The sequence below is a fragment of the Luteibacter sp. CQ10 genome, from assembly GCF_040900725.1.
Classification (GTDB): domain Bacteria; phylum Pseudomonadota; class Gammaproteobacteria; order Xanthomonadales; family Rhodanobacteraceae; genus Luteibacter.
This window is the reverse complement of sequence record NZ_JAEUYM010000001.1, coordinates 1,039,710-1,058,198: the sequence shown is the minus strand read 5'-3', so window position 1 is coordinate 1,058,198 and position 18,489 is coordinate 1,039,710. Positions and strand designations below refer to the sequence as shown.

The window sequence follows — 18,489 nt, the reverse complement described above, 5'->3', positions numbered from 1 at the left end:
CATCGTTCGAGCCCCTCGGGGTGTGTAGGATGCGTGAAACCTAACACGTGTGTAAGTTCTGACGCGATAGCTTACCCGGCCCGCTCGCTCCGACATTCGCCGATACGATCGGCTCCCACCCCTTCGGTAGGGCGTTCGAGGAAACCTGCTACCGAAGCCGACACTTGCCGGTACGACCCGCGCTCACCCCTCCGTCGGGCGTTCGAGGAAATCTGGCTACCGAAGGGGTGGGAGCCGATCGTATCGGCGAATCCCCGCGCGCTCAGGCCAGCAAGTGACCGTATTCCGCATTGCGCTTGAACCAGGTGGCCGCGTACGAGCACGCCGGCCGGATCTTCCAGCCCTTCGCCTCCGCCACCTGTACCGCGAAACGCGTCAGCAGGTTGGCGATACCCCTGCCGCCCACCGGATCGGGTACGCCGGTGTGGGTGATCACCATCGTGGTGCCGTCGAGTTGGTAATCGATTTCGCAGGTATATCCGTCGACCACCGTCGAGAAGGTGTGCTGCTTTTCGTCGTGGACGATTTCCAGGGGCTTGGGCGAGTCGTTCATGGGAAGTCTCCGTGGGTGTCTTCGCATTCTCTGGATGTATCGGGGGGTAGCGTCAAGCGAATCTTTCGACGACGGGAGCGGGTGCCATGAAGAAATGGGGTTCGGCGATCTGGAAAGGCGGCATCAAGGACGGCCAGGGCGTGATCTCGACGCAGACCGGCGTGCTCAAGGAGGCGCCCTACGGGTTCGCTTCCCGCTTCGAGGACGGCCCGGGCAGCAATCCCGAGGAACTGCTCGGCGCCGCGCATGCCGCCTGCTTCACCATGGCCCTCTCGTTGATGCTGGGCGACGCGGGCTTCACCGCGGACAAGATCGAAACCAAGGCCCACGTCACCCTCGAAAAGGATGGCGACGGCTTTTCGATCACCAAGGTGCACCTGAGCGTGACGGCGCAGGTTCCCGGCACCGACCAGGCCGGTTTCGAGAAGATCGCCAGGCAGGCAAAGGAAGGCTGCCCCGTGTCCAAGGTACTGAATGCCGACATCAGCATGGATGCCACCCTGGAAGCGTAGACTGGCGCGGCTCATTCGAGGACGACACCGCACGTGCTAACCATTCACGCTTACGGCCAGCGCGCGATCGCATGGAAAGCCGGCATGGACAAGCCCGCCACCCCGGCATGGATCGACCTGTTCGACCCCACCGAGGAGGAACGGCGCTGGGCCGCGGAGGTGAGCGGCCTTCGCGTGCCCGAGCGCTCCGATGTCACCACACTCGCCCTGTCCAGTCGCATCCGCACCGACGACGACGACACGATGTACCTGTCGATCCCGTATTTCGCGGATACCAGCAATGGGCACAAGCCCGGGCCGATCGGGCTGGTGATCACCGCCCACGTCATGATGACGCTGCGCTTCTCCGATTCGCGCGCCTTCGAGCTGGCCGCGGAGGGTTGCCATGAGCATCACTGGGAAACCAGCGGCGACGTCTTTGCCACCCTCGTGGAAGCGATCGTGAACCTGGCCGCGCAGAACATGGAAGACGTTTCGGCCGAGCTGAAGAAACTCTCCGACCGCGTGTTCACGCCGACTCGCCTGGGCACGCCGGTGTTGCGCGAATGCATGCTCGAGGTCGGCCGGCTCGAAGGCATACAGGCACGCAACCGCTCATCCATGCTCGGCGTGCAGCGGGTGGTCTCCTTCGTGAAGACCAAGAAGCCCACCTGGATGTCCGACCCGGTGGAGGTGCGCCTGCGCGTGGTCGACCACGACCTGAAGACCCTCGACGAGTTCGACGACCAGCTCACCAACAAGCTCCAGTTCGTGCTGGACGCCACCCTCGGCTTCATCAGCACCGACCAGAACCACGTGATGAAGGTGCTCACCGTCACCTCGGTGGCGACCATTCCGCCGGTGATCCTCGCGGGCATTTGGGGCATGAATTTCAAGCACATGCCCGAGCTGGACTGGCCGATGGGCTATCCCATGGCCCTGGGCGTGATCGTCATCAGCATGATCCTGCCGGTGCTCTTCTTCAAATGGCGGGGTTGGTGGTCGGGCGACTGATCGCCTACCCCATTCGGACCCATTCCGTGAAGACCTGTAAACCCCAAGTGCATCACATTTTTTACAATCCAACCCCTTTTGCCCTAAAGTTCGCGCTCCCCCGGCCGCTAGCCCCTGCAAGCCCCGCCAGGCGGGCTATCCATTGACGCGAGGTTCGGGCCTTGGTGCGGGCCCATTCTGGGAGGAAGTGCTCGGTGTCCGTTTCTAGCCTGTTCCACGTCGCAGGGAAGCCGCGTCCATGAGGTCATCCAGGCCCGTTCCGCCGGGTCACGTACCCGACTCCCGATTGCTCGCCTCCGTGGCCGAGTTCACCCACCATCGCGACATCGATGCGCTGGATCACAGCCTCGTGCTGTCGCTGGCCGAACTGGTGAAGGTCAGGACGGTCATGCTGTGCAAGCGTGGCGAGAGCGTGCAGTTTCCCGTGGATGCCGTCGTCGCCTGCACCCACGGTGCCGACGGTGCGTTCGTGGTGGAGGCCGTGGATCCCTCGCACGACGACGAATCGGTGCAGACGATCGCGCGCGCGATGGAAACCCTCAAGACCGTCAGCGACGTGACCCCGGCCGGGTTGCACCGGCTGGTGATCCCCATCAAGCGCGAACAGACCGCCATCGGCGCGCTGACGCTCGAATCGGACGAAGGCCTCAACGGTGTCCGCGCGCTCGTCGAGGGCTTTGCGCGCATCTATTGCAACTACATCGCCCTGCTCAACGAAAGCGAACGCGACAAGCTCACCGGCCTCTATAACCGGCGCAGCTTCGACCGCCGACTGCAGCGCATGCTCAAGCAGCGCCGCCAGCGGGCCCGCGCGCTCGCCGACGGCCGGGAAGAGCGTCGCCAGATATCCGGCGACGGCCCCCAGGTGTACCTCGCCATCCTCGACATCGATCATTTCAAGCGAATCAACGACACCTACGGCCACGTCTACGGCGACGAGGTGATCCTGATGCTCGCCCAGCAGATGCGCACGAATTTTCGCCAGGGCGACGTGCTTTTCCGCTTCGGCGGCGAGGAGTTCGTGATGCTTCTGGCCGCGCAGGACGAGCAAACGGCGCACAGCGCGCTCGACCGCTTCCGCCGTTACGTGGCCGAGCACGCGTATCCGCAGGTGGGCCACGTCACGGTGAGCATCGGCTATGCCCGCATCACCGAGAACGATTACTCCGAGATCGTGCTGGATCGGGCGGACAAGGCGCTGTACTACGCCAAGCAGACCGGCCGCGACAGCGTGCACGGCTACGAGAACCTGTCGCGTACCGGCGAACTGGCGCCGGTGGCGCTGGGCAGCATCGACCTCTTCTAACACGACCGGCTCCCATCCCTACCCGCCTACCGAAGGGGTGGGAGCCGATCGCATCGGCGAATCGAGGGTGCCGGTTACTTCACGACACCGCACGCGATCCGGGCCCCGCCACCGCCGAGCGCTTCGGGCTGGTCGGAGTAGTTGTCGCCACCGGCGTGGATCATCAGCGAATGCCCCTTCACCGTCGCCAGCGTCTTCAGGCGAGGCGCGGTGACGGCCGTGGTATCGGTGCCGTCGGCACCGATGGTGAGCTTGGGAAGGTCACCCTCGTGGCCCATCGCCTCGGGCCCCTCGTGCTTGCCCGTATGCTGGGGATCGTAGTGGCCGCCGGCCGCCAGGGCGGCGCCCTTCTTGCCGTCCTTCTCGCCCGGGGCGCAACTGGCCTTCTCGTGCAGATGGAACCCATGCTCGCCTGCCGGCAGGCCCTTGAGGTCGGGAGTGAACACCAGGCCGCCCGCGCTCTCGGTGATGGTGATCTTGCCCACCGACGCGCCGCTGCCGTCGGCCGACACCATGGTCATCGGCACCACCACGCTCTTTTCGGCCGCCTGGGCCGCCGCGCAGGCGAACAGGCCCGCCGCGACGATCGCGATCTTCTTCATCGTGCACTCCTCAAATGGTTCAGGTCGTCGGGGGATACTGCACCCCGTGTGGACGTCGCGTCCACGCCACCCGTCACGCGCCTTGGCGAAAGATGCTCTCGATGTCGTCCGGGGACAGCGGCCGCCACTCGCCGGGCGGCAGTCCGTCGAGCGACAGGTCGCCCAGCGCCGTGCGCCGCAAGGCCTCCACGTGATTGCCCACGGCGGCGAACATGCGTCGCACCTGGTGGTAGCGACCTTCGGTGAGGGTGAGCCGCGCATGGCGCGGGCCCAGGACCTCGAGCGTCGCGGGCTCCAGCGGATCGTCCTCGCCGTCGAGCATCAACGTGCCGGAAGCGAAGATGCCGCCTTCGTCGCCGCGCAGGTCCTCTGCCAGCTCGGCCTCGTAGACCTTCGCCACCGACGCGCGCGGCGAGATGATCCGGTGCAGCAGGCCGCCGTCGTCGGTGAACAGCAACAGGCCCGAGGTCTCGCGGTCCAGGCGTCCCACGGTGGACAGCACGGGGTTGCGCAGCGCGAAGCGCGGCGGCAGCAGCTCGTAGACGAGCCGGCCGACGTCTTTCCGTGAGCAGGTGTAGCCCGTGGGCTTGTGCAGCATCAGCACCAGGCCCTGCGGCGGATCGAGCGGCTCGCCGTCGAAGCGCACGTCGGCGTGCTCGACCTTGTCGTCGGCATAGAGCACCTCGCCGGACGCATCGGTGACCAGACCCTCGCGAAACATCATGGCCACCTGCTTGCGGCTGCCGTAGCCGAGGTTCGCCAACAGGCGCACGAGTTTCATCGACGGGGCTCCTTCGCTTCGATCACCTTGAATCCATCCCGTTCGACGACGGTACGCACCGCGCCGAAATGGGCCTCCAGCGTCGCCTCATAGGCCAGGTGGCGATTGGCCACCATCCAGAAACGGCCACCGGGACGGAGCGCCCCGGCGGCCGCGGCGATGAACGCGCGGCCGAGGTCGGGCTCGCCGGCCCTGCCCTGGTGGAACGGCGGATTGGAGACCACGACGTCGAAATCCCGCGCCACGCCGTGCGTCACGTCGTGCCAATGGACGGCGGCGACCACGTCGCGCCCGCTGCGTTCGATGGCGGAGGCCACGTTGCGGCGTGCCGGTTCGAGCGCGCGGGCTTCCGCTTCGTACAGATCGACGGAGATCACGCCCGGGCAACGCACCAAGGCTTCGCACGCCAGGTAACCGAAGCCCGCGCCGAGGTCGGCGAGCTTTCCGGAGAGATCGTCCGGCAACACGCTCGCCAGCAAGGCCGACGCGACGTCGACGCGATCCCAGGCGAACAGGCCGCGACGGCTCACGTAACGGCCGTCGGCGACGACCAGCGGCGCGTCGAGCGCCAGCCACGCCTGGGCGAGCGCGGGATCGGCCTCGGCATCCGGACGCGTCCAGAAAACCCGGCACTTATGCTTGGAAAGCATCGCCACGCCACCGGCCAACTGCGCGAGATCGGCCTCGGCCGTCTTCGCGCCCTCCGCGTTCGCCACGCTGGCCACCACGATGCCGCCTTCGGCCCTGAGCGCCATGGCCTGCGCGAACAGGGCCCGGGTCTCTTCGCGCTGGCGCGTGGGCAACACCATCACCAACGGGTAGCGGCCGTCGGGCGGTACGGGCGCCACCTCGAATCCGGAGCGCGCGAGGGCATCGGCCGCCGGCTTGAACGATTGCTGCAACAGCCATCCCGCCCGCCGGTTCTCACGCAGGGCGAAACCGTCTCGCGCGCGCAACATCGACACGCCACCCTCGACGGGCAAGGCGAGTTCGCCCGTGGCGAACGGGACGAACAGGGCGTCGAGGGCGGCATCGGAGGCGGAACCGGCTGACACGGAAGCGAAGGCTCATGGCGGCGAAAGGCGAATCGCCATTCTAGCTTCTACCGGACGCCTGGCGACTTTCATGCAAGAAGCCCGATCGTGCCTCGCGCAATCATTGCGACTCAAACCACCTTCACTGGAGACCCGCCATGCCCTTCGTCAAAGTCAAAGACGGTGCCGAGATTTTCTACAAGGATCAGGGCAAGGGCCAGCCCGTGCTGTTCTGCCACGGCTGGCCGCTGAGCGGCGACGCGTGGGAGCCGTCGATCGTGCACATGGCCAGGCATGGCTTCCGCGCCGTCGCCCACGACCGCCGCAGCCATGGCCGCTCGTCGCAGACCTGGGACGGCAACGACATGGACACCTACGCCGATGACCTCAACACGCTGATCGAGCACCTCGATCTGCGGGACATCATCCTCGTCGGCCACTCCACCGGCGGCGGCGAAGCGGCGCACTATGTCGGCCGCCACGGCAGCGGGCGCGTGGCCGGTGTCGTGCTGGTGGGCGCCGTGCCGCCGCGCATGGTCAAGAGCGAGAAGTACCCGAAGGGACTGGACCTCTCGGCGATGGATGGCATCCGCAAGGGGGTGTTCGACGACCGCGCGCAGTTCTATGAAGACCTCTCCCTGCCCTTCTTCGGTTACAACCGCGAAGGCGCGAAGGTCTCCGTGGGCGCCCGCAAGGATTTCTGGCGCCAGGGCATGCTCGGCGGCCTGAAGGGCCAGCTCGACTGCATCCACGAGTTCTCCGAGGTGGATTACGGTCCGGACCTCGAGAAGATCGACGTGCCGTTCCTGTGGATCCACGGTACCGACGACCAGATCGTGCCGATCGACGCCGCCGCGCGCACCGGCATCCACATGGTCAAGAGCGGCGACAAGGAACTGAAGGAATACGAGGGCGCCCCGCACGGACTGGTGGTGACCCACCAGGATCGCTTCAACGACGACCTGCTCGCCTTCGCGAAGAAGATCGCGAAGTAATCAACTGCTGCACGAAAGCGTGGAGCAGCCCACGCGGTCGCGCGCCCACTCCGGTCGGCGCGCGGCCAGGTGCTCGCGGCCCGGCTGCTCGTCGTAGGGGCGCCGCAGGGTGTCGAGCAGCTCGTGGATGCCCTCCTCGTCGCCCCGTTCCGCGCGATCGATGGCCTGCTGGGCCAGGTAATTGCGCAGCACGAAGCGCGGATTGGCCGAGTGCATGAGCGCAAGGCGCTCGGCCCCGGTCGCCTCGTCCTCGTGCACGCGCGTCGCATAGCGGGACAACCACCCACGGAAGCCGTCTTCCACCGCCGCGCGGCGGTTTGCTTCGTAGAAGGCCTCCGCAAAGGTATCCAGCCTGGGCGCGGAGAGATCCAGCGCCGCCAGGTTTCGGTAGAACAGCGTCATGTCCACGCCCCCCTCGGCGAGCAGCCCGCGCAGGTCGTCCACCAGGGCCTGGTCGCCCTCGCGCGAGCGCAGCAGGCCGAGCTTGGCCGCCGAGAACGCGAGGTCGCACGCCTCGAACACGGCCACGTAGCGATCCAGCCCCGTCTGCAACGGCGTGGCATCGGCGAACAGTGGCGACAACGCCTGGGCCAGCCGTTGCAGGTTCCACCAGCCCACCGCCGGCTGGTGGCCGAAGCGGTAGCGGCGATGCGCACGATCGGTGGTGTTGGGTGTCCAGTCCGGATCGACATCGTCGACCCAGCCATAGGGGCCGTAGTCGATGGTAAGGCCGAGGATGGACATGTTGTCGGTGTTCATCACGCCATGCACGAAACCCACGCGCATCCAGTGGGCGATGAGCCGCGCGGTGCGCTCGGAGACCTCCATGAAGAACGCCGCAAGACGTTCATCCTCGGACAGCGCGTGGACCTGCGGGAAATGCGTGGCGATGGTGAAATCCACCAAGCGGCGCAACAGGCCGATGTCGTTACGCACCGACGGCAGCTCGTAGGAGCCGAAACGCAGGAAGCTCGGCGCCACGCGACAGACGATGGCGCCCGGCTCGGGCGCCGGGTGGCCGTCGTAGAGCACGTCGCGGATCACCTCGTCGCCGGTGGCCACCAGCGACAACGCGCGGGTGGTCGGCACGCCCAGGTGGTGCATGGCCTCGCTGCACAGGAATTCGCGGATCGACGAGCGCAGCACCGCCCGGCCGTCGCCCCCGCGCGAATACGGCGTGCGGCCGGCGCCCTTCAACTGGATCTCCTGCCGGCCGTGGCCGGCGGTGAGCACCTCGCCCAGGCCGATCGCCCGGCCATCGCCGAGCTGCCCGGCCCAATGCCCGAACTGGTGGCCGCCGTAGGCCATGGCGTAGCCGCTCATGCCCGGCCACGAGGCATTGCCCGCGAAGACGCTCGCGAAATCGCTTCGCGACGCATCCAGCCCGAGCATGCCCGCGACCTCCTCGGACACGGCGATGAGCCGGGGCGCCGCCACGGGCGTGGGTTCCACCCAGGAAAACGCCGCACCGACCACCTGGCGGGGCGCGTTGCCCGTGTCGGGATCGGCGGGAAGATCCCGGACGAAGGCGTTGTCGAAGCGGAGGTCGGTCATCGGGCGGCACGCTGGAACGTTACGGGGAATATCCGGGCGGCGGCTCGCCATGCAAGGCCTCCAGGACATCTTTCCCTCCCGAACCGCGATAACTCGTGCAAACTAGCGCACCCTCGACCAGCCTGTTACGCATGCGCCCGCACGCCCTCGCCGCCCTGCTCGCCCTGCTCGCCCCGGTCTCCGGTGCCGAGCCCGTGGCCGGCGTGCCGCGCAGCGGCAAGACGCTGGTGGAGCTGATCAACGGCACCATGGGCACCCTGCCCAACGCCATGGACCTGCTCTCGAACAAGCTGCCCGGCGGGTTGCACCCCACGGCGGACGCCCCGCCGCAGATCGTGCGCAGCCAACCGTTCGTCACCCGCGACGGCTACCGCGTGAGCGCCTTCGAAGCGCGCGGGTTCGACGAAGGCGGCGACGTGCCCATCGTGCGCTTCACCTCCATCCAGCTCGAGCAGCGCCCCTGCTTCTCGCGGGCCGAGCTCGCCGACCTGTTCCATCCGATGGGCGCCTCGGAAACCAACCTGCCCCGGGCCCCCTCGATGCTGCCCAATCGCTACACGGTGATGCAGATGCCATGGGGACGATTGTCCTTCGGCACCTCGCAGGAGAGCGGCGGCTGCGTGATCGCCATCGTCGGTGACGCCACCGGCGACCAGGGCACCCGCTTGCCGCTGCCCCTGCCGCAACCCACGTCGATGCCGGGCATGCCGGACCTGCGCCGCACCTGGCCCATGCCCTCGGGCGGCTACTCCGACGAGTAGCCGCGGCTCACGCACTCGATGCGGTCTTCCGGCACCGGCCGGGAGAACAGGAAACCCTGCAATTCGTCGCAACCCGCTTCGCGCACGAAGCGGTGCTGCGCTTCGTCTTCCACGCCTTCGGCCACCACGGACAGGCCGAGCGCCGCGCCCAGGTTGGACACGGCCCGGACGATCGCCGCCGAGTCGTCGGCCAGCGTGGCCTGTTGCACGAAGGAGCGGTCGATCTTCACCTTATCGACCTCCAGATCCTTCAGCAGGGCGAGACTGGAATAGCCGGTGCCGAAGTCGTCCAGCGAAATGCGTACACCCTTCGCGCGCAGGCCGCGCAAGGCCTGCGCGGCGGCTCCATCGGCGTTGACGATGGCGGTCTCCGTGATTTCGAGTTCGAGACGGTCCGGCGGCAAGCCCGTCTGTTCGAGTACCTCCAACACGCGTGCGCCGAACCGCTCGTCGCGAAGCTGCACGGCGCTGACGTTCACCGCCAAAAACAGATCGGGCACCCTGGCCAGCCGCGCGCACGCGGTGCGGAGCACCCAGTCGCCGAGGCGGACGATGAGGCCGGTTTCCTCGGCCAGGGGAACGAACTGCGCCGGCGGCACCACGCCGAGCTGCGGATGCCACCAGCGTGCCAGGGCTTCCATGCCCACCACCTTGCCGTCGCTGGCGCGCACCATCGGCTGGTAGTGGCAGCCCAGGCCCTCGCCGGTGGACAACGCCGCGCTCAAGGCGCGTTCGATCTCATGGCGACGCTTCAATGCCTCGTCGAGCTGGTCGGTATAGACGACATGGCGATGGGGGCGCTTCTTCGCCTCATGGAGCGCGCTGCCCGCCTTGCGGATCATCTCGCCCGCAGCCACCGCGTCGGCACCGAGGTGGACCACGCCCAGGGATGCGCCGACCGACGTCGTGGACGACAGCACCTCGAACGGCCTGGCCGCCAACGTGAGCACCCGGCGGGCCAGTTCGTCGACATCGAGCGTACCGTCGTCTTCCATGAGCATGGCGAATTCGTCGCCGCCGATCCGGGCCACCGTGTCACTCGAGCGAACGGCCCCGCGCAACCGGGTGCCGAAAGCCACCAGCAACTCGTCGCCGGCGTGGTGGCCGTAGGTATCGTTGACCTTCTTGAAGCCATCCAGGTCGAGGTAGAACAGCACCGAATGGCCACCGCCGGAGGCCGCCCGCGCCACCGCGGCATCGAGCTTGCCGAAGAGCGCCGTGCGATTCGCCAGGCCCGTCAGGGCGTCGTGGCATGCCAGCCAGCGCACGTGCGCCTCGGACTCACGCAACTCGGTGATGTCGGTGATGGAGGCCAGCACGTGCGGCGCGCCCTCGAGTTCGATGCAGGTCTTGCGGGTAAGCAGGGTGCGCAAGCGGCCCTGGGCGTCGGCCACCACCTCCTCGCTTTCCACCACCTCGTGGCCCCGCAACGCGGCGTCGTCGCCCCGACTGAAGCGCTCGGCCTGGTCGATGGGAAACACCTCTTCGTCGCGCCTGCCCAGCACGTCGGTCGGCGAAAGCCCCAGGTATTCGCATCCGATGCGATTGACGAATACCCAGCGATGGTCCGCATCGCGGACGAACATCGCCGTCGGCATCAACTCCAGCAGTTTCGACCAGCCGGCCAGATCTTGGATCACGTATTGCCCCCCACGAACGGACCGGACCAATCTGCGGCGGTCCCCGTGACGCCAGTGTATGCGTGATCAGCCCGCCGGCGGGTGGAGCAGCGGCCGCAGGGACTCGAACTTGCGCTGGTATTCGTCGGTGACCTGCTTGGCGTCGCTGCCGTCGGTGATCACCTTGGGCGTGATCAGCACCAGCAGCTCCGTGCGGTCGCGGCTGCGGGAGGTGGAACCGAACAACCTGCCGAAAATGGGTATGCGGTTGAGGCCCGGGATGCCCGTATCCGAAAGCACGTCGTTCTGTTGGATCATTCCGCCCAGCAGCACCGTCTGCCCGCTCTGCACCGCCACCTGGGTGGCGACCTCGCGCTGGGTGATGGGGAAATTGCCCGAGGCATCCCTGTTGCCCGGCGAGCTCACCACCTGGCTCACGTTCATGTACACCAGGCCGCCCGGGTTCACGCGCGGACGCACGTTGAGGATCACGCCGGTGTCCTTGTATTCGACCTGGCCGAAGGTGTTGTCGGTGTTCGCATTGGTGTTGACGAAGGTCTGCGTGATCGGCAACTGCTGGCCGACCTGTATGTGCGCCTTCTGGTTGTTCATCACCACCAGCGACGGTGCCGACAGCACCTTGGTGTTTCCGTTGGTTTCCATCGCGTGAAGCGCGACGGCGATGTTGTTGTTGACGAAGGAATAGAAGAAGGCATCGTTGGCCGGGTTGTAGACGTTGCCCGCGTTGCCCAATGCCCACTGCTGCTTGTTGCCCGGCTGGCCGACCGAGCCGTTGGTGCCGCCGACCAGGCCTTCGAGGTACCACTGCACGCCGAACTGGAGGTCGCCGGTAAGCGAGACCTCGAGGATGCGCGTCTCGATCTGCACCTGCAGCGGCACGGCGTCCAGGCGCTTGATGGCCTGCTCGATCTCCGACCATTGCGACGGACGGCAACGCACCATCAGCTGGTTGTTGTTGTCGACCGACGTGATGCGCACGCCTTCATCCGTGGTGACGCTGGCGTGCCGGTTGCCGGTGCCGCCCGTGTCGCCGGAGCCGCCGTCGCCGAGTCCCCCGGTGAGCATGCCGCCGGACGTGCCCGTGCCACTGGCGCCGTTGAACCCCGTCGATGTGGACGACCCGGACGACAGGCCCGACGACGTCGACGACGGCGTATTGCCGAATGCCCCGGTGGTGCTGCCCAACCCCGAACCGCCGCGGTTGCCCAGGTCGCTATCGCCGCCGAGCGTCCCCGAGGTGAGACCGGGACCGACCCGGCCGCCGCTGTCGCCCGAACGGCCGCCGCCCGAGCCACCGCCGTAGATGTCCGAAAGGTAATCGGCCAGGTCCGCCGCCTGCACGTTGCGCACGTCGTAGACGTAGAGTTGCGGCTCGTTGCCGCCGCCCCGGTCGATGCGGTCGATCCAGCTACGCACTTCGTCGAGGTAGTCCGCCTGCGGGCTGATCACCACCAGCGAGTTCGTGCGCTCGATGGGAATGAAACGCAGCATGCCCGCCATGGGCGTATTGCCCTTGTCGCCGAAGAGGGAGTCGAGCTTGGGCGTGAGGTCTTTCACTTCCGCGCGCTGGAGACTGAACACGCCCACCGACATGCCCTTGAGCCAGTCGACGTCGAACGTCTTCACCGTGCGGTCGTAGTTGTCCAGTTCCGTGGGCGTGCCCGCCATCACCAGCACGTTGCGCGTGGGATCGGCCAGCAACGTGGCGTCCGGCCGCGCGAACGGCTTGATCAGCTTCTGCATCTCGGTGGCCGAGATGTAATGCAGCGGATACAACCGCGCCTGCAGGCCACCGGCCGGCGCGTTCGCGCCGATGCTCGGCACCACGTTGCCCGGCACGGCCTCCTTGGACGGCATCACCACGTAGCGGCCGTTGGTGCGCACCAGGGCGTTGTTGGTCCACGACAGCAGCGTTTCGAGGATCGGCAGGGCCTGTTCGGCCGTGACCGGCTGCGAGGTGGAGAACGACACGTTGCCCTGCACGCCCGGCACGATGGAGTAGTTCTCGTGCAGCAGGTCGCCCAGGATGGCCTTGACCACCGACTCGACCGGCTGGTTCTCGAAATTGAACGTGACCGTGCCCGCGCCTTCGGCCACCGGTCGCGGCTTGGCCAGACCCACCGGCTTGACGAACTGGCCGGTGCCCTTGTCGATCTCCGGCCGGGCCACCACGGCCGGCGGCGGCGCATGGTCGCTTCCGACGGCCATGGGCCTGGGAGCGGGCTTTTCCGTACCCGCGAGCGCCTCCCGCTGCAACGCACCATCGTCGCTCGGCTGCGGCAACGTGGAACATCCGGCGAGGAAGACGGCCAGGGCAATCGAAGCGGACAGGCGGGATGGGCGCATACGCCGGAGTGTCGCAGCGGTAGATGACAGGAACAAGGGACCGTCGCGGCGGGGCCGAGTTCACGCGGTGTCCGACCGGTATCTCAATGCCCGATGGCTGCGCTCGCCGGCGAGTCCGACCGATATGACGAGCCCGATTCCCGCCACCGAACCACACGGTAGGCGCGCGGATCGCCCGGATCGCCCTTGAGCATGACGGTGGCCTGGATGCTCACCGCCAGGTCGTCCTGTACCGTCGCCGTCGAAACGATGGTCACGGTGCCACTGGACGACGATGCGGAGGCGCTATAGGCACCTTCGTTCCCCGGCGTCGGAGGCAACACGTCACTACCCGGCCGCATGTCGCGAACGCTGTCGACGTAAGCCGTCGAAGCCTCCATGCCGGCGCCCGTCACCGCGGCGACGACCATGGGTGGCGCGTGCGCGAGGTTCGGCTCGGACGAAGACCACAACGTCAACGCCGGATCCAGCCGATCGACGACATCGGCGGGCAGTCCCGGCACGCGCCTGAGTTCTTCCAGGCTGGTGAAGCCCCCTTCGGCGAGCAGCGAATCGGAGAAGGCCTTGCCGCGCTTTCCCCAACCCACGATCGCATCGCGGAACCGCATCACGTCGCCCTCCGCCACGCCCGCCGCTTTCAGCAGGGCTGCCATCCTTTCGGGTGACGACCGATTCAGGTCGATCTTTCCGTCCTCGTCCGCGACGCTGACGGCGACCCCGACGGAATCTTCGCGAAAGCGGTATGTCCTGCCATCGATCATCCATCGCTGCGCAGGCTGCCTCGCCCGAAGTCGGTATATCGCCCGCTCGATGCCGGATTGCGCCGCATAGAAGGCTTTCGTTCGCTTGTACTGCCCCAGCGCCTGCACACCTTCGACATGCGCACTGGTCGATAGCGCACCCAGCGTGATCGCCGCCAGGGTGCACCCCCAAAGCACGATAAGCAGGGCCACGCCCTTGTCTCTTCCCACCGGGAAAGACCTGTTCACGGTGGCTTCTCCGGTGCCATGAGGCGCGCAAGCGCTTCACGCACGTTCGTCGCCACCGGGTCCATCCGCAACGGCACGGTAAACGTGGGCCAGCGAACGCCGCCACGCAGTTGGAGTTCCACGCCGATCGCCGTGGGCATGCGCCGCCGGTACGGCCACGTCGTGCTCCAGGTCACCTGCTGCCCCTGGTCGTCGACACCGCTATAGGTGAAACGGCCCGATGCCAGGTGATCGACGAGCGTTTCAGGCGCCGAGGGAACCACCTGGGCCGACTGCCGCGTGGCCATGGGCGCAAAGGCGACTTCAAGACGCTGGTCTCCGGGCTTTCCCACGATCGATAGTTTCTGCAGTTGCAGGCCCTCGCTCGCCAGGTAGCCGGGGCCAGGCGACACGAAGATCGCCGAATGGACATCGCCGCTGAAGACCAGGGGCCGCTTGTCGGCATCCAGCGCCCATGGATAGGCGAGCGCACCGGACAGCGCCGTCCTGAGGTAGTTCTGCGCGGCACGCACTTCGTCGAGTCGTTGTGTCGCCGCGAGGCTCGTTCGCGTGGTCCGGGCGATGGTATCGAGGGATGCCATGACACCCAGCAAAAGAAGCGCGAGCAAGGCCAGGGCGGCCAGTGTCTCGATCAGGCTGAAGCCCGCGTATCGCTTCATCAACCGTCTCCCGGCGATGTCGCCCCGCCGTTTCGCGCAGGGATTCCGGACACCGTGCGTTCCGTCGAGAATCGCGCCGATGCGGGCTTTCCCTTCTCGTTCCATTCGACGACGAGTTCGATCCGGTAGAGTCGTATCGGCATCGTCGTTTCGATGTTCTTTTCCGCCGCAGACTCCGACACAACCATCGTCCATCGGTACGTCTCGTTGAACCGCCCCTGGTGCACACCCACCGCGGGAAACTCCGTGACGTACACCCTATCGAGGAGACCGCTCGCCCACAGCGAGGCTTGCGTGTAATCGGCCGCCCGGGCGTTGAGCGCCATGGACGCGCCCGCCGCCTGCATCAAGGCGCCAAAGCACAAGGCCAGCAGGAACATCGCCGCCAGCGTTTCCAGCAGACTGAACCCCTTCGCCCGGCCTGGTCGCATCGCGTCGCCCTCCTTCCAGCGCAGCATACGGCGGCAGGGATGTCGATCCCATGACGGAGCACCGTCGGCGAAAAAGGAAGGGCCCCGTGGGGCCCTTCTTCCTCATCCTTGAGAGCACACGCGGCGATCAGGCCTTGATGCAGGACGTGACCTTGGCGGCGGCGGTCGGCGCATTGACGAAGGCGTAACCCGTGCCCTTGCCATCGGCACCCGCGCCCACGGTGTTGACGCCGGCGTGCGCCGTGGAACCGTAGAGCGAGGAGAACAGGCTCTGCACGGCGCCGACGTCGGCACCGTTGCCCGTGTTGTTGGCGATGAGGTTCGACACGGCGATGATCGGGTACTGGTTCGCGATGTTCGCGTACGACGCCGGGTTGACGATCAGCATGCAACCGGCGGCCGACGACGCACCGCCGGTCAGCGTGGCCAGGGCCGGCGTACCGTTGGCGTTCACGCCGGAGATGACGCGATCCGGCAGCACGGTGGTGGTAAAGCTGACGACGGCCGGCAGGTTCGCGTACGGGTCGAAGCCATTCACCTGCGCGACCTTCGTGGCGGTCAGGCCCGACGTGTTCTTCAGGTTGCCCGCTTCGGCGTAGCCGATCGCACCGGCGTTGGCTTCGATGGCCGACACGACGCCCGTGTTGCCGCTGGCGCCGATCGAACCGGTCGGCTGCGTGAACGCGGCGGCGACCACGGCGAACGACTGGTCGGTCACGAAGTGGCCGGTGGTGACGGCGCTGCCGCACACGGTGCTGAGGTGGTTGGCGAGCGAGAACGTCGTGCCGCTGCCGTCGCTACGGAAGGCGAGCTTGAGGGCACGCGACGGCAGCGCGGCGGAACCCGACGGCAGGTTGCGGTCGGCGGCGGTAAGCTGGTTCCAGTTCGTCACCTGGCCGGCGAAGATGCGGCACACGGCGGCATCGGTCAGGTTCAGGCTGCTGGCATCCGGGTTGTTGTAGGCGATGGCGACTGAGCCCACGATGGCCGGGAACTGCACCGGCTGGGTGTTGGCGGTGTTCTTGCCGCCGCTGGTAAACCAGTTGAATTCCTGCTGCGACATCGGCGCGTCGCTGCCGGCGAAGTGCGGGTCGACCGGAGCGCCCGACGCGGCGCCGAAGCCGCTCGTGGTGCCCGTGCACGCACCGGTGGCACCGATGAGCACCACGGAGCCGTCGAAGTGGTCGAAGATCTTCTTGCCGTTGCCGCTGCCGGTCTGGCAATACGACACGCTGTTGCCGGTGGTGGAGGCCCAATGACCGATCAGCGAATCGGTAGCGACCGTCGCGGCACCGGAAGACGTCGAGGACACGTTGCTGGAGAAGATCTTCGCCGGCGAAGAAGCGACGAAGTTCCAACCCATGTAACCACCGGCCGGCAGCGTGGCACCGCCGCCGTACACGTTGGTGGCCATCGCGGCACCGGTGGCCGACAGGCCGAGGCTCAGCAGGACTGCACCAGCAACGAGCTTGGCGCGGGTAGCGTTACGCTTGAACATGGTATTACCCCTAGTCGATAGACCTCCATCTGGAGGCCTGTCGATTATTCGTGGGGCAGTTGTCCCGGCAGTGACGCAGGCGTGTCTCTCGACATGCCAGAACGATGACAGCGTTAACGTGGGATCGACCGTTTCGCGTTAACCCCGGGTGATGCGGCGATGACATGAAAGATGATGCCGACATGACAAGTCATGTCGGCGCAAAATGAGAATCCAAATCGGTGCTCCATTCCTCTGGCTTCAATAGGATAAACGCGTATTGTGTTCACGCTCGGATGCAGCTAGTTACCCTGTTCGCCGCGACGGGTGCGTTGATAAATGCATAGCCCGTTCCCTTTCCGTCCACGCCTGACCCTACAGTATTAACGCCAGGATGCGGACTAGAGCCGTAAAGCGACGAGAATAGGCTTTGCATGGCACTGGCATCCGCGCCGTTGCCAGTGTTGTTGGCCATTAAATACGAAACTGCGAGGATTGGGTAAGTAGACGAAGGATTTGCATAAAGCGCTGGATCAACAATCAGCATGCAGCCCCCTGCTGTGGGGCTTCCTCCGGTGAGAGAGGTGACAATCGGTGCCCCGTCTGCTCTCACACCTGAGATTACGTGATCTTGCATTACGGAGGTGATAAAGGGAATGATCGCAGGCAAATCGGCGTACGGGTCGAAGCCATTCACCTGCGCAACCTTCGTGGCGGTCAGGCCCGACGTGTTCTTCAGGTTGCCCGCTTCGGCGTAGCCAATCGCACCCAGGCTCTCGTCAATCGCCAACACCACCCCAGTATCGCCACTAGCGCCGATCGAACCGGTCGGCTGCGTAAACGCGGCGGCGACCACGGCGAACGACTGGTCGGTCACGAAGTGGCCGGTGGTGACGGCGCTGCCGCACACGGTGCTGAGGTGGTTGGCGAGCGAGAACGTCGTGCCGCTGCCGTCGCTACGGAAGGCGAGCTTGAGGGCACGCGACGGCAGCGCGGCGGAACCCGACGGCAGGTTGCGGTCGGCGGCGGTAAGCTGGTTCCAGTTCGTCACCTGGCCGGCGAAGATGCGGCACACGGCGGCATCGGTCAGGTTCAGGCTGCTGGCATCCGGGTTGTTGTAGGCGATGGCGACTGAGCCCACGATGGCCGGGAACTGCACCGGCTGGGTGTTGGCGGTGTTCTTGCCGCCGCTGGTAAACCAGTTGAATTCCTGCTGCGACATCGGCGCGTCGCTGCCGGCGAAGTGCGGGTCGACCGGAGCGCCCGACGCGGCGCCGAAGCCGCTCGTGGTGCCCGTGCACGCACCGGTGGCACCGATGAGCACCACGGAGCCGTCGAAGTGGTCGAAGATCTTCTTGCCGTTGCCGCTGCCGGTCTGGCAATACGACACGCTGTTGCCGGTGGTGGAGGCCCAATGACCGATCAGCGAATCGGTAGCGACCGTCGCGGCACCGGAAGACGTCGAGGACACGTTGCTCGAGAAAAATCTTACCGGCCTAGAAGATACGAAGCTCCAACCCACGTAGCCACCGGCCGGCAGCGTGGCGCCGCCGCCGTACACGTTGGTGGCCATCGCGGCACCGATGGCCGACAGGCCGAGGCTCAGCAGGACGGCACCAGCAACGAGCTTGGCGCGAATAGCATGGCATTTGCACATCGAACGATTCCTTATTCAATAGCCTCCAAACTGGAGACTTAGGGATCGTGCGACGGCGTATTTTCATCGTGACGACACAAACGTTTCGCCGAAGATGCCATGACGATGACAGCCGCAAACCATCTGGTGCAGCATTGCCAAGCAACCTTTTCGCACAAGGGCACGCCGACATTGCGAACTACATCGGCGTACTCTTATT

At 66.3% G+C, this 18,489-nt stretch carries 17 protein-coding genes; 5 read left to right on the top strand and 12 right to left on the bottom strand.

What is annotated here, in order from left to right; genetic code table 11:
* Positions 1–262: 262 nt before the first annotated feature.
* Positions 263–553: a GNAT family N-acetyltransferase gene (locus tag JNG39_RS04785; RefSeq protein ID WP_368310019.1), complete on the bottom strand. Its 291-nt coding sequence runs from the start codon at positions 551–553 to the stop codon at positions 263–265.
* An 86-nt stretch (positions 554–639) separates the two neighbouring features.
* On the opposite strand from JNG39_RS04785, the gene JNG39_RS04780 reads away from it, so the two are divergent.
* The 3 genes from JNG39_RS04780 (at position 640) to JNG39_RS04770 (ending at position 3,364) form a co-directional block, all read left to right on the top strand.
* Positions 640–1,065, top strand: coding sequence for an OsmC family protein (locus JNG39_RS04780; protein ID WP_368310018.1), 426 nt, complete (start codon positions 640–642; stop codon positions 1,063–1,065).
* Positions 1,066–1,149: 84 nt separating this feature from the next.
* Positions 1,150–2,058 (top strand): CorA family divalent cation transporter, encoded by a 909-nt coding sequence (locus JNG39_RS04775; protein ID WP_368310017.1) that lies wholly within the window; start codon positions 1,150–1,152, stop codon positions 2,056–2,058.
* A gap of 238 nt (positions 2,059–2,296) precedes the next feature.
* Positions 2,297–3,364 carry a GGDEF domain-containing protein gene (locus JNG39_RS04770; RefSeq protein ID WP_368310016.1) on the top strand — a complete coding sequence of 356 codons (1,068 nt, stop codon included), beginning with the start codon at positions 2,297–2,299 and terminating at the stop codon, positions 3,362–3,364.
* Positions 3,365–3,438: 74 nt separating this feature from the next.
* On the opposite strand, the gene sodC is transcribed toward JNG39_RS04770, so the two are convergent.
* From sodC to JNG39_RS04755, 3 genes are all read right to left on the bottom strand, one after another.
* Entirely contained in the window at positions 3,439–3,966 is a 528-nt protein-coding gene (gene sodC, locus JNG39_RS04765; RefSeq protein ID WP_368310015.1) for a superoxide dismutase [Cu-Zn] SodC, read from the bottom strand.
* 73 nt (positions 3,967–4,039) lie between these two features.
* Complete coding sequence (locus JNG39_RS04760) at positions 4,040–4,747, bottom strand: pseudouridine synthase (protein WP_368310014.1); 708 nt, start codon at positions 4,745–4,747, stop codon at positions 4,040–4,042.
* Positions 4,744–5,802 carry a class I SAM-dependent methyltransferase gene (locus JNG39_RS04755; protein ID WP_368310013.1) on the bottom strand — a complete coding sequence of 353 codons (1,059 nt, stop codon included), beginning with the start codon at positions 5,800–5,802 and terminating at the stop codon, positions 4,744–4,746. Before JNG39_RS04755 ends, JNG39_RS04760 begins: the two co-directional genes overlap by 4 nt.
* 137 nt (positions 5,803–5,939) lie before the next feature.
* Here JNG39_RS04755 and JNG39_RS04750 point away from each other — a divergent pair, with 137 nt between their 5' ends.
* The gene (locus JNG39_RS04750; RefSeq protein WP_368310012.1) at positions 5,940–6,776 is read left to right on the top strand and encodes an alpha/beta fold hydrolase; all 837 of its coding nucleotides are present in this window, start codon (positions 5,940–5,942) and stop codon (positions 6,774–6,776) included.
* On the opposite strand, the gene JNG39_RS04745 is transcribed toward JNG39_RS04750, so the two are convergent.
* The gene (locus tag JNG39_RS04745; RefSeq protein ID WP_368310010.1) at positions 6,777–8,330 is read right to left on the bottom strand and encodes a YdiU family protein; all 1,554 of its coding nucleotides are present in this window, start codon (positions 8,328–8,330) and stop codon (positions 6,777–6,779) included.
* A 131-nt stretch (positions 8,331–8,461) separates the two neighbouring features.
* On the opposite strand from JNG39_RS04745, the gene JNG39_RS04740 reads away from it, so the two are divergent.
* Positions 8,462–9,091: a hypothetical protein gene (locus tag JNG39_RS04740; RefSeq protein WP_368310009.1), complete on the top strand. Its 630-nt coding sequence runs from the start codon at positions 8,462–8,464 to the stop codon at positions 9,089–9,091.
* Here the strand turns inward: JNG39_RS04740 and JNG39_RS04735 are convergent.
* From JNG39_RS04735 to JNG39_RS04705, 7 genes are all read right to left on the bottom strand, one after another.
* Complete coding sequence (locus JNG39_RS04735; RefSeq protein WP_368310007.1) at positions 9,076–10,731, bottom strand: putative bifunctional diguanylate cyclase/phosphodiesterase; 1,656 nt, start codon at positions 10,729–10,731, stop codon at positions 9,076–9,078. The genes JNG39_RS04740 and JNG39_RS04735 overlap by 16 nt on opposite strands.
* A 66-nt stretch (positions 10,732–10,797) precedes the next feature.
* Entirely contained in the window at positions 10,798–13,077 is a 2,280-nt protein-coding gene (gene gspD, locus JNG39_RS04730) for a type II secretion system secretin GspD (protein ID WP_368310005.1), read from the bottom strand.
* Between the two features lie 83 nt (positions 13,078–13,160).
* Entirely contained in the window at positions 13,161–14,066 is a 906-nt protein-coding gene (locus tag JNG39_RS04725) for a general secretion pathway protein GspK (RefSeq protein WP_368310004.1), read from the bottom strand.
* Positions 14,063–14,725, bottom strand: coding sequence for a prepilin-type N-terminal cleavage/methylation domain-containing protein (locus JNG39_RS04720; protein ID WP_368310003.1), 663 nt, complete (start codon positions 14,723–14,725; stop codon positions 14,063–14,065). The genes JNG39_RS04725 and JNG39_RS04720 overlap by 4 nt, the downstream gene beginning before the upstream one ends.
* Positions 14,725–15,183 (bottom strand): prepilin-type N-terminal cleavage/methylation domain-containing protein, encoded by a 459-nt coding sequence (locus tag JNG39_RS04715; protein WP_368310001.1) that lies wholly within the window; start codon positions 15,181–15,183, stop codon positions 14,725–14,727. Before JNG39_RS04715 ends, JNG39_RS04720 begins: the two co-directional genes overlap by 1 nt.
* Before the next feature lie 100 nt (positions 15,184–15,283).
* Positions 15,284–16,654, bottom strand: coding sequence for a substrate-binding domain-containing protein (locus tag JNG39_RS04710; protein WP_368310000.1), 1,371 nt, complete (start codon positions 16,652–16,654; stop codon positions 15,284–15,286).
* A 265-nt stretch (positions 16,655–16,919) separates the two neighbouring features.
* A complete protein-coding gene (locus JNG39_RS04705; protein WP_368309998.1) occupies positions 16,920–18,290 on the bottom strand; it encodes a substrate-binding domain-containing protein in 1,371 nt (456 codons plus the stop codon).
* Positions 18,291–18,489: the final 199 nt, after the last annotated feature.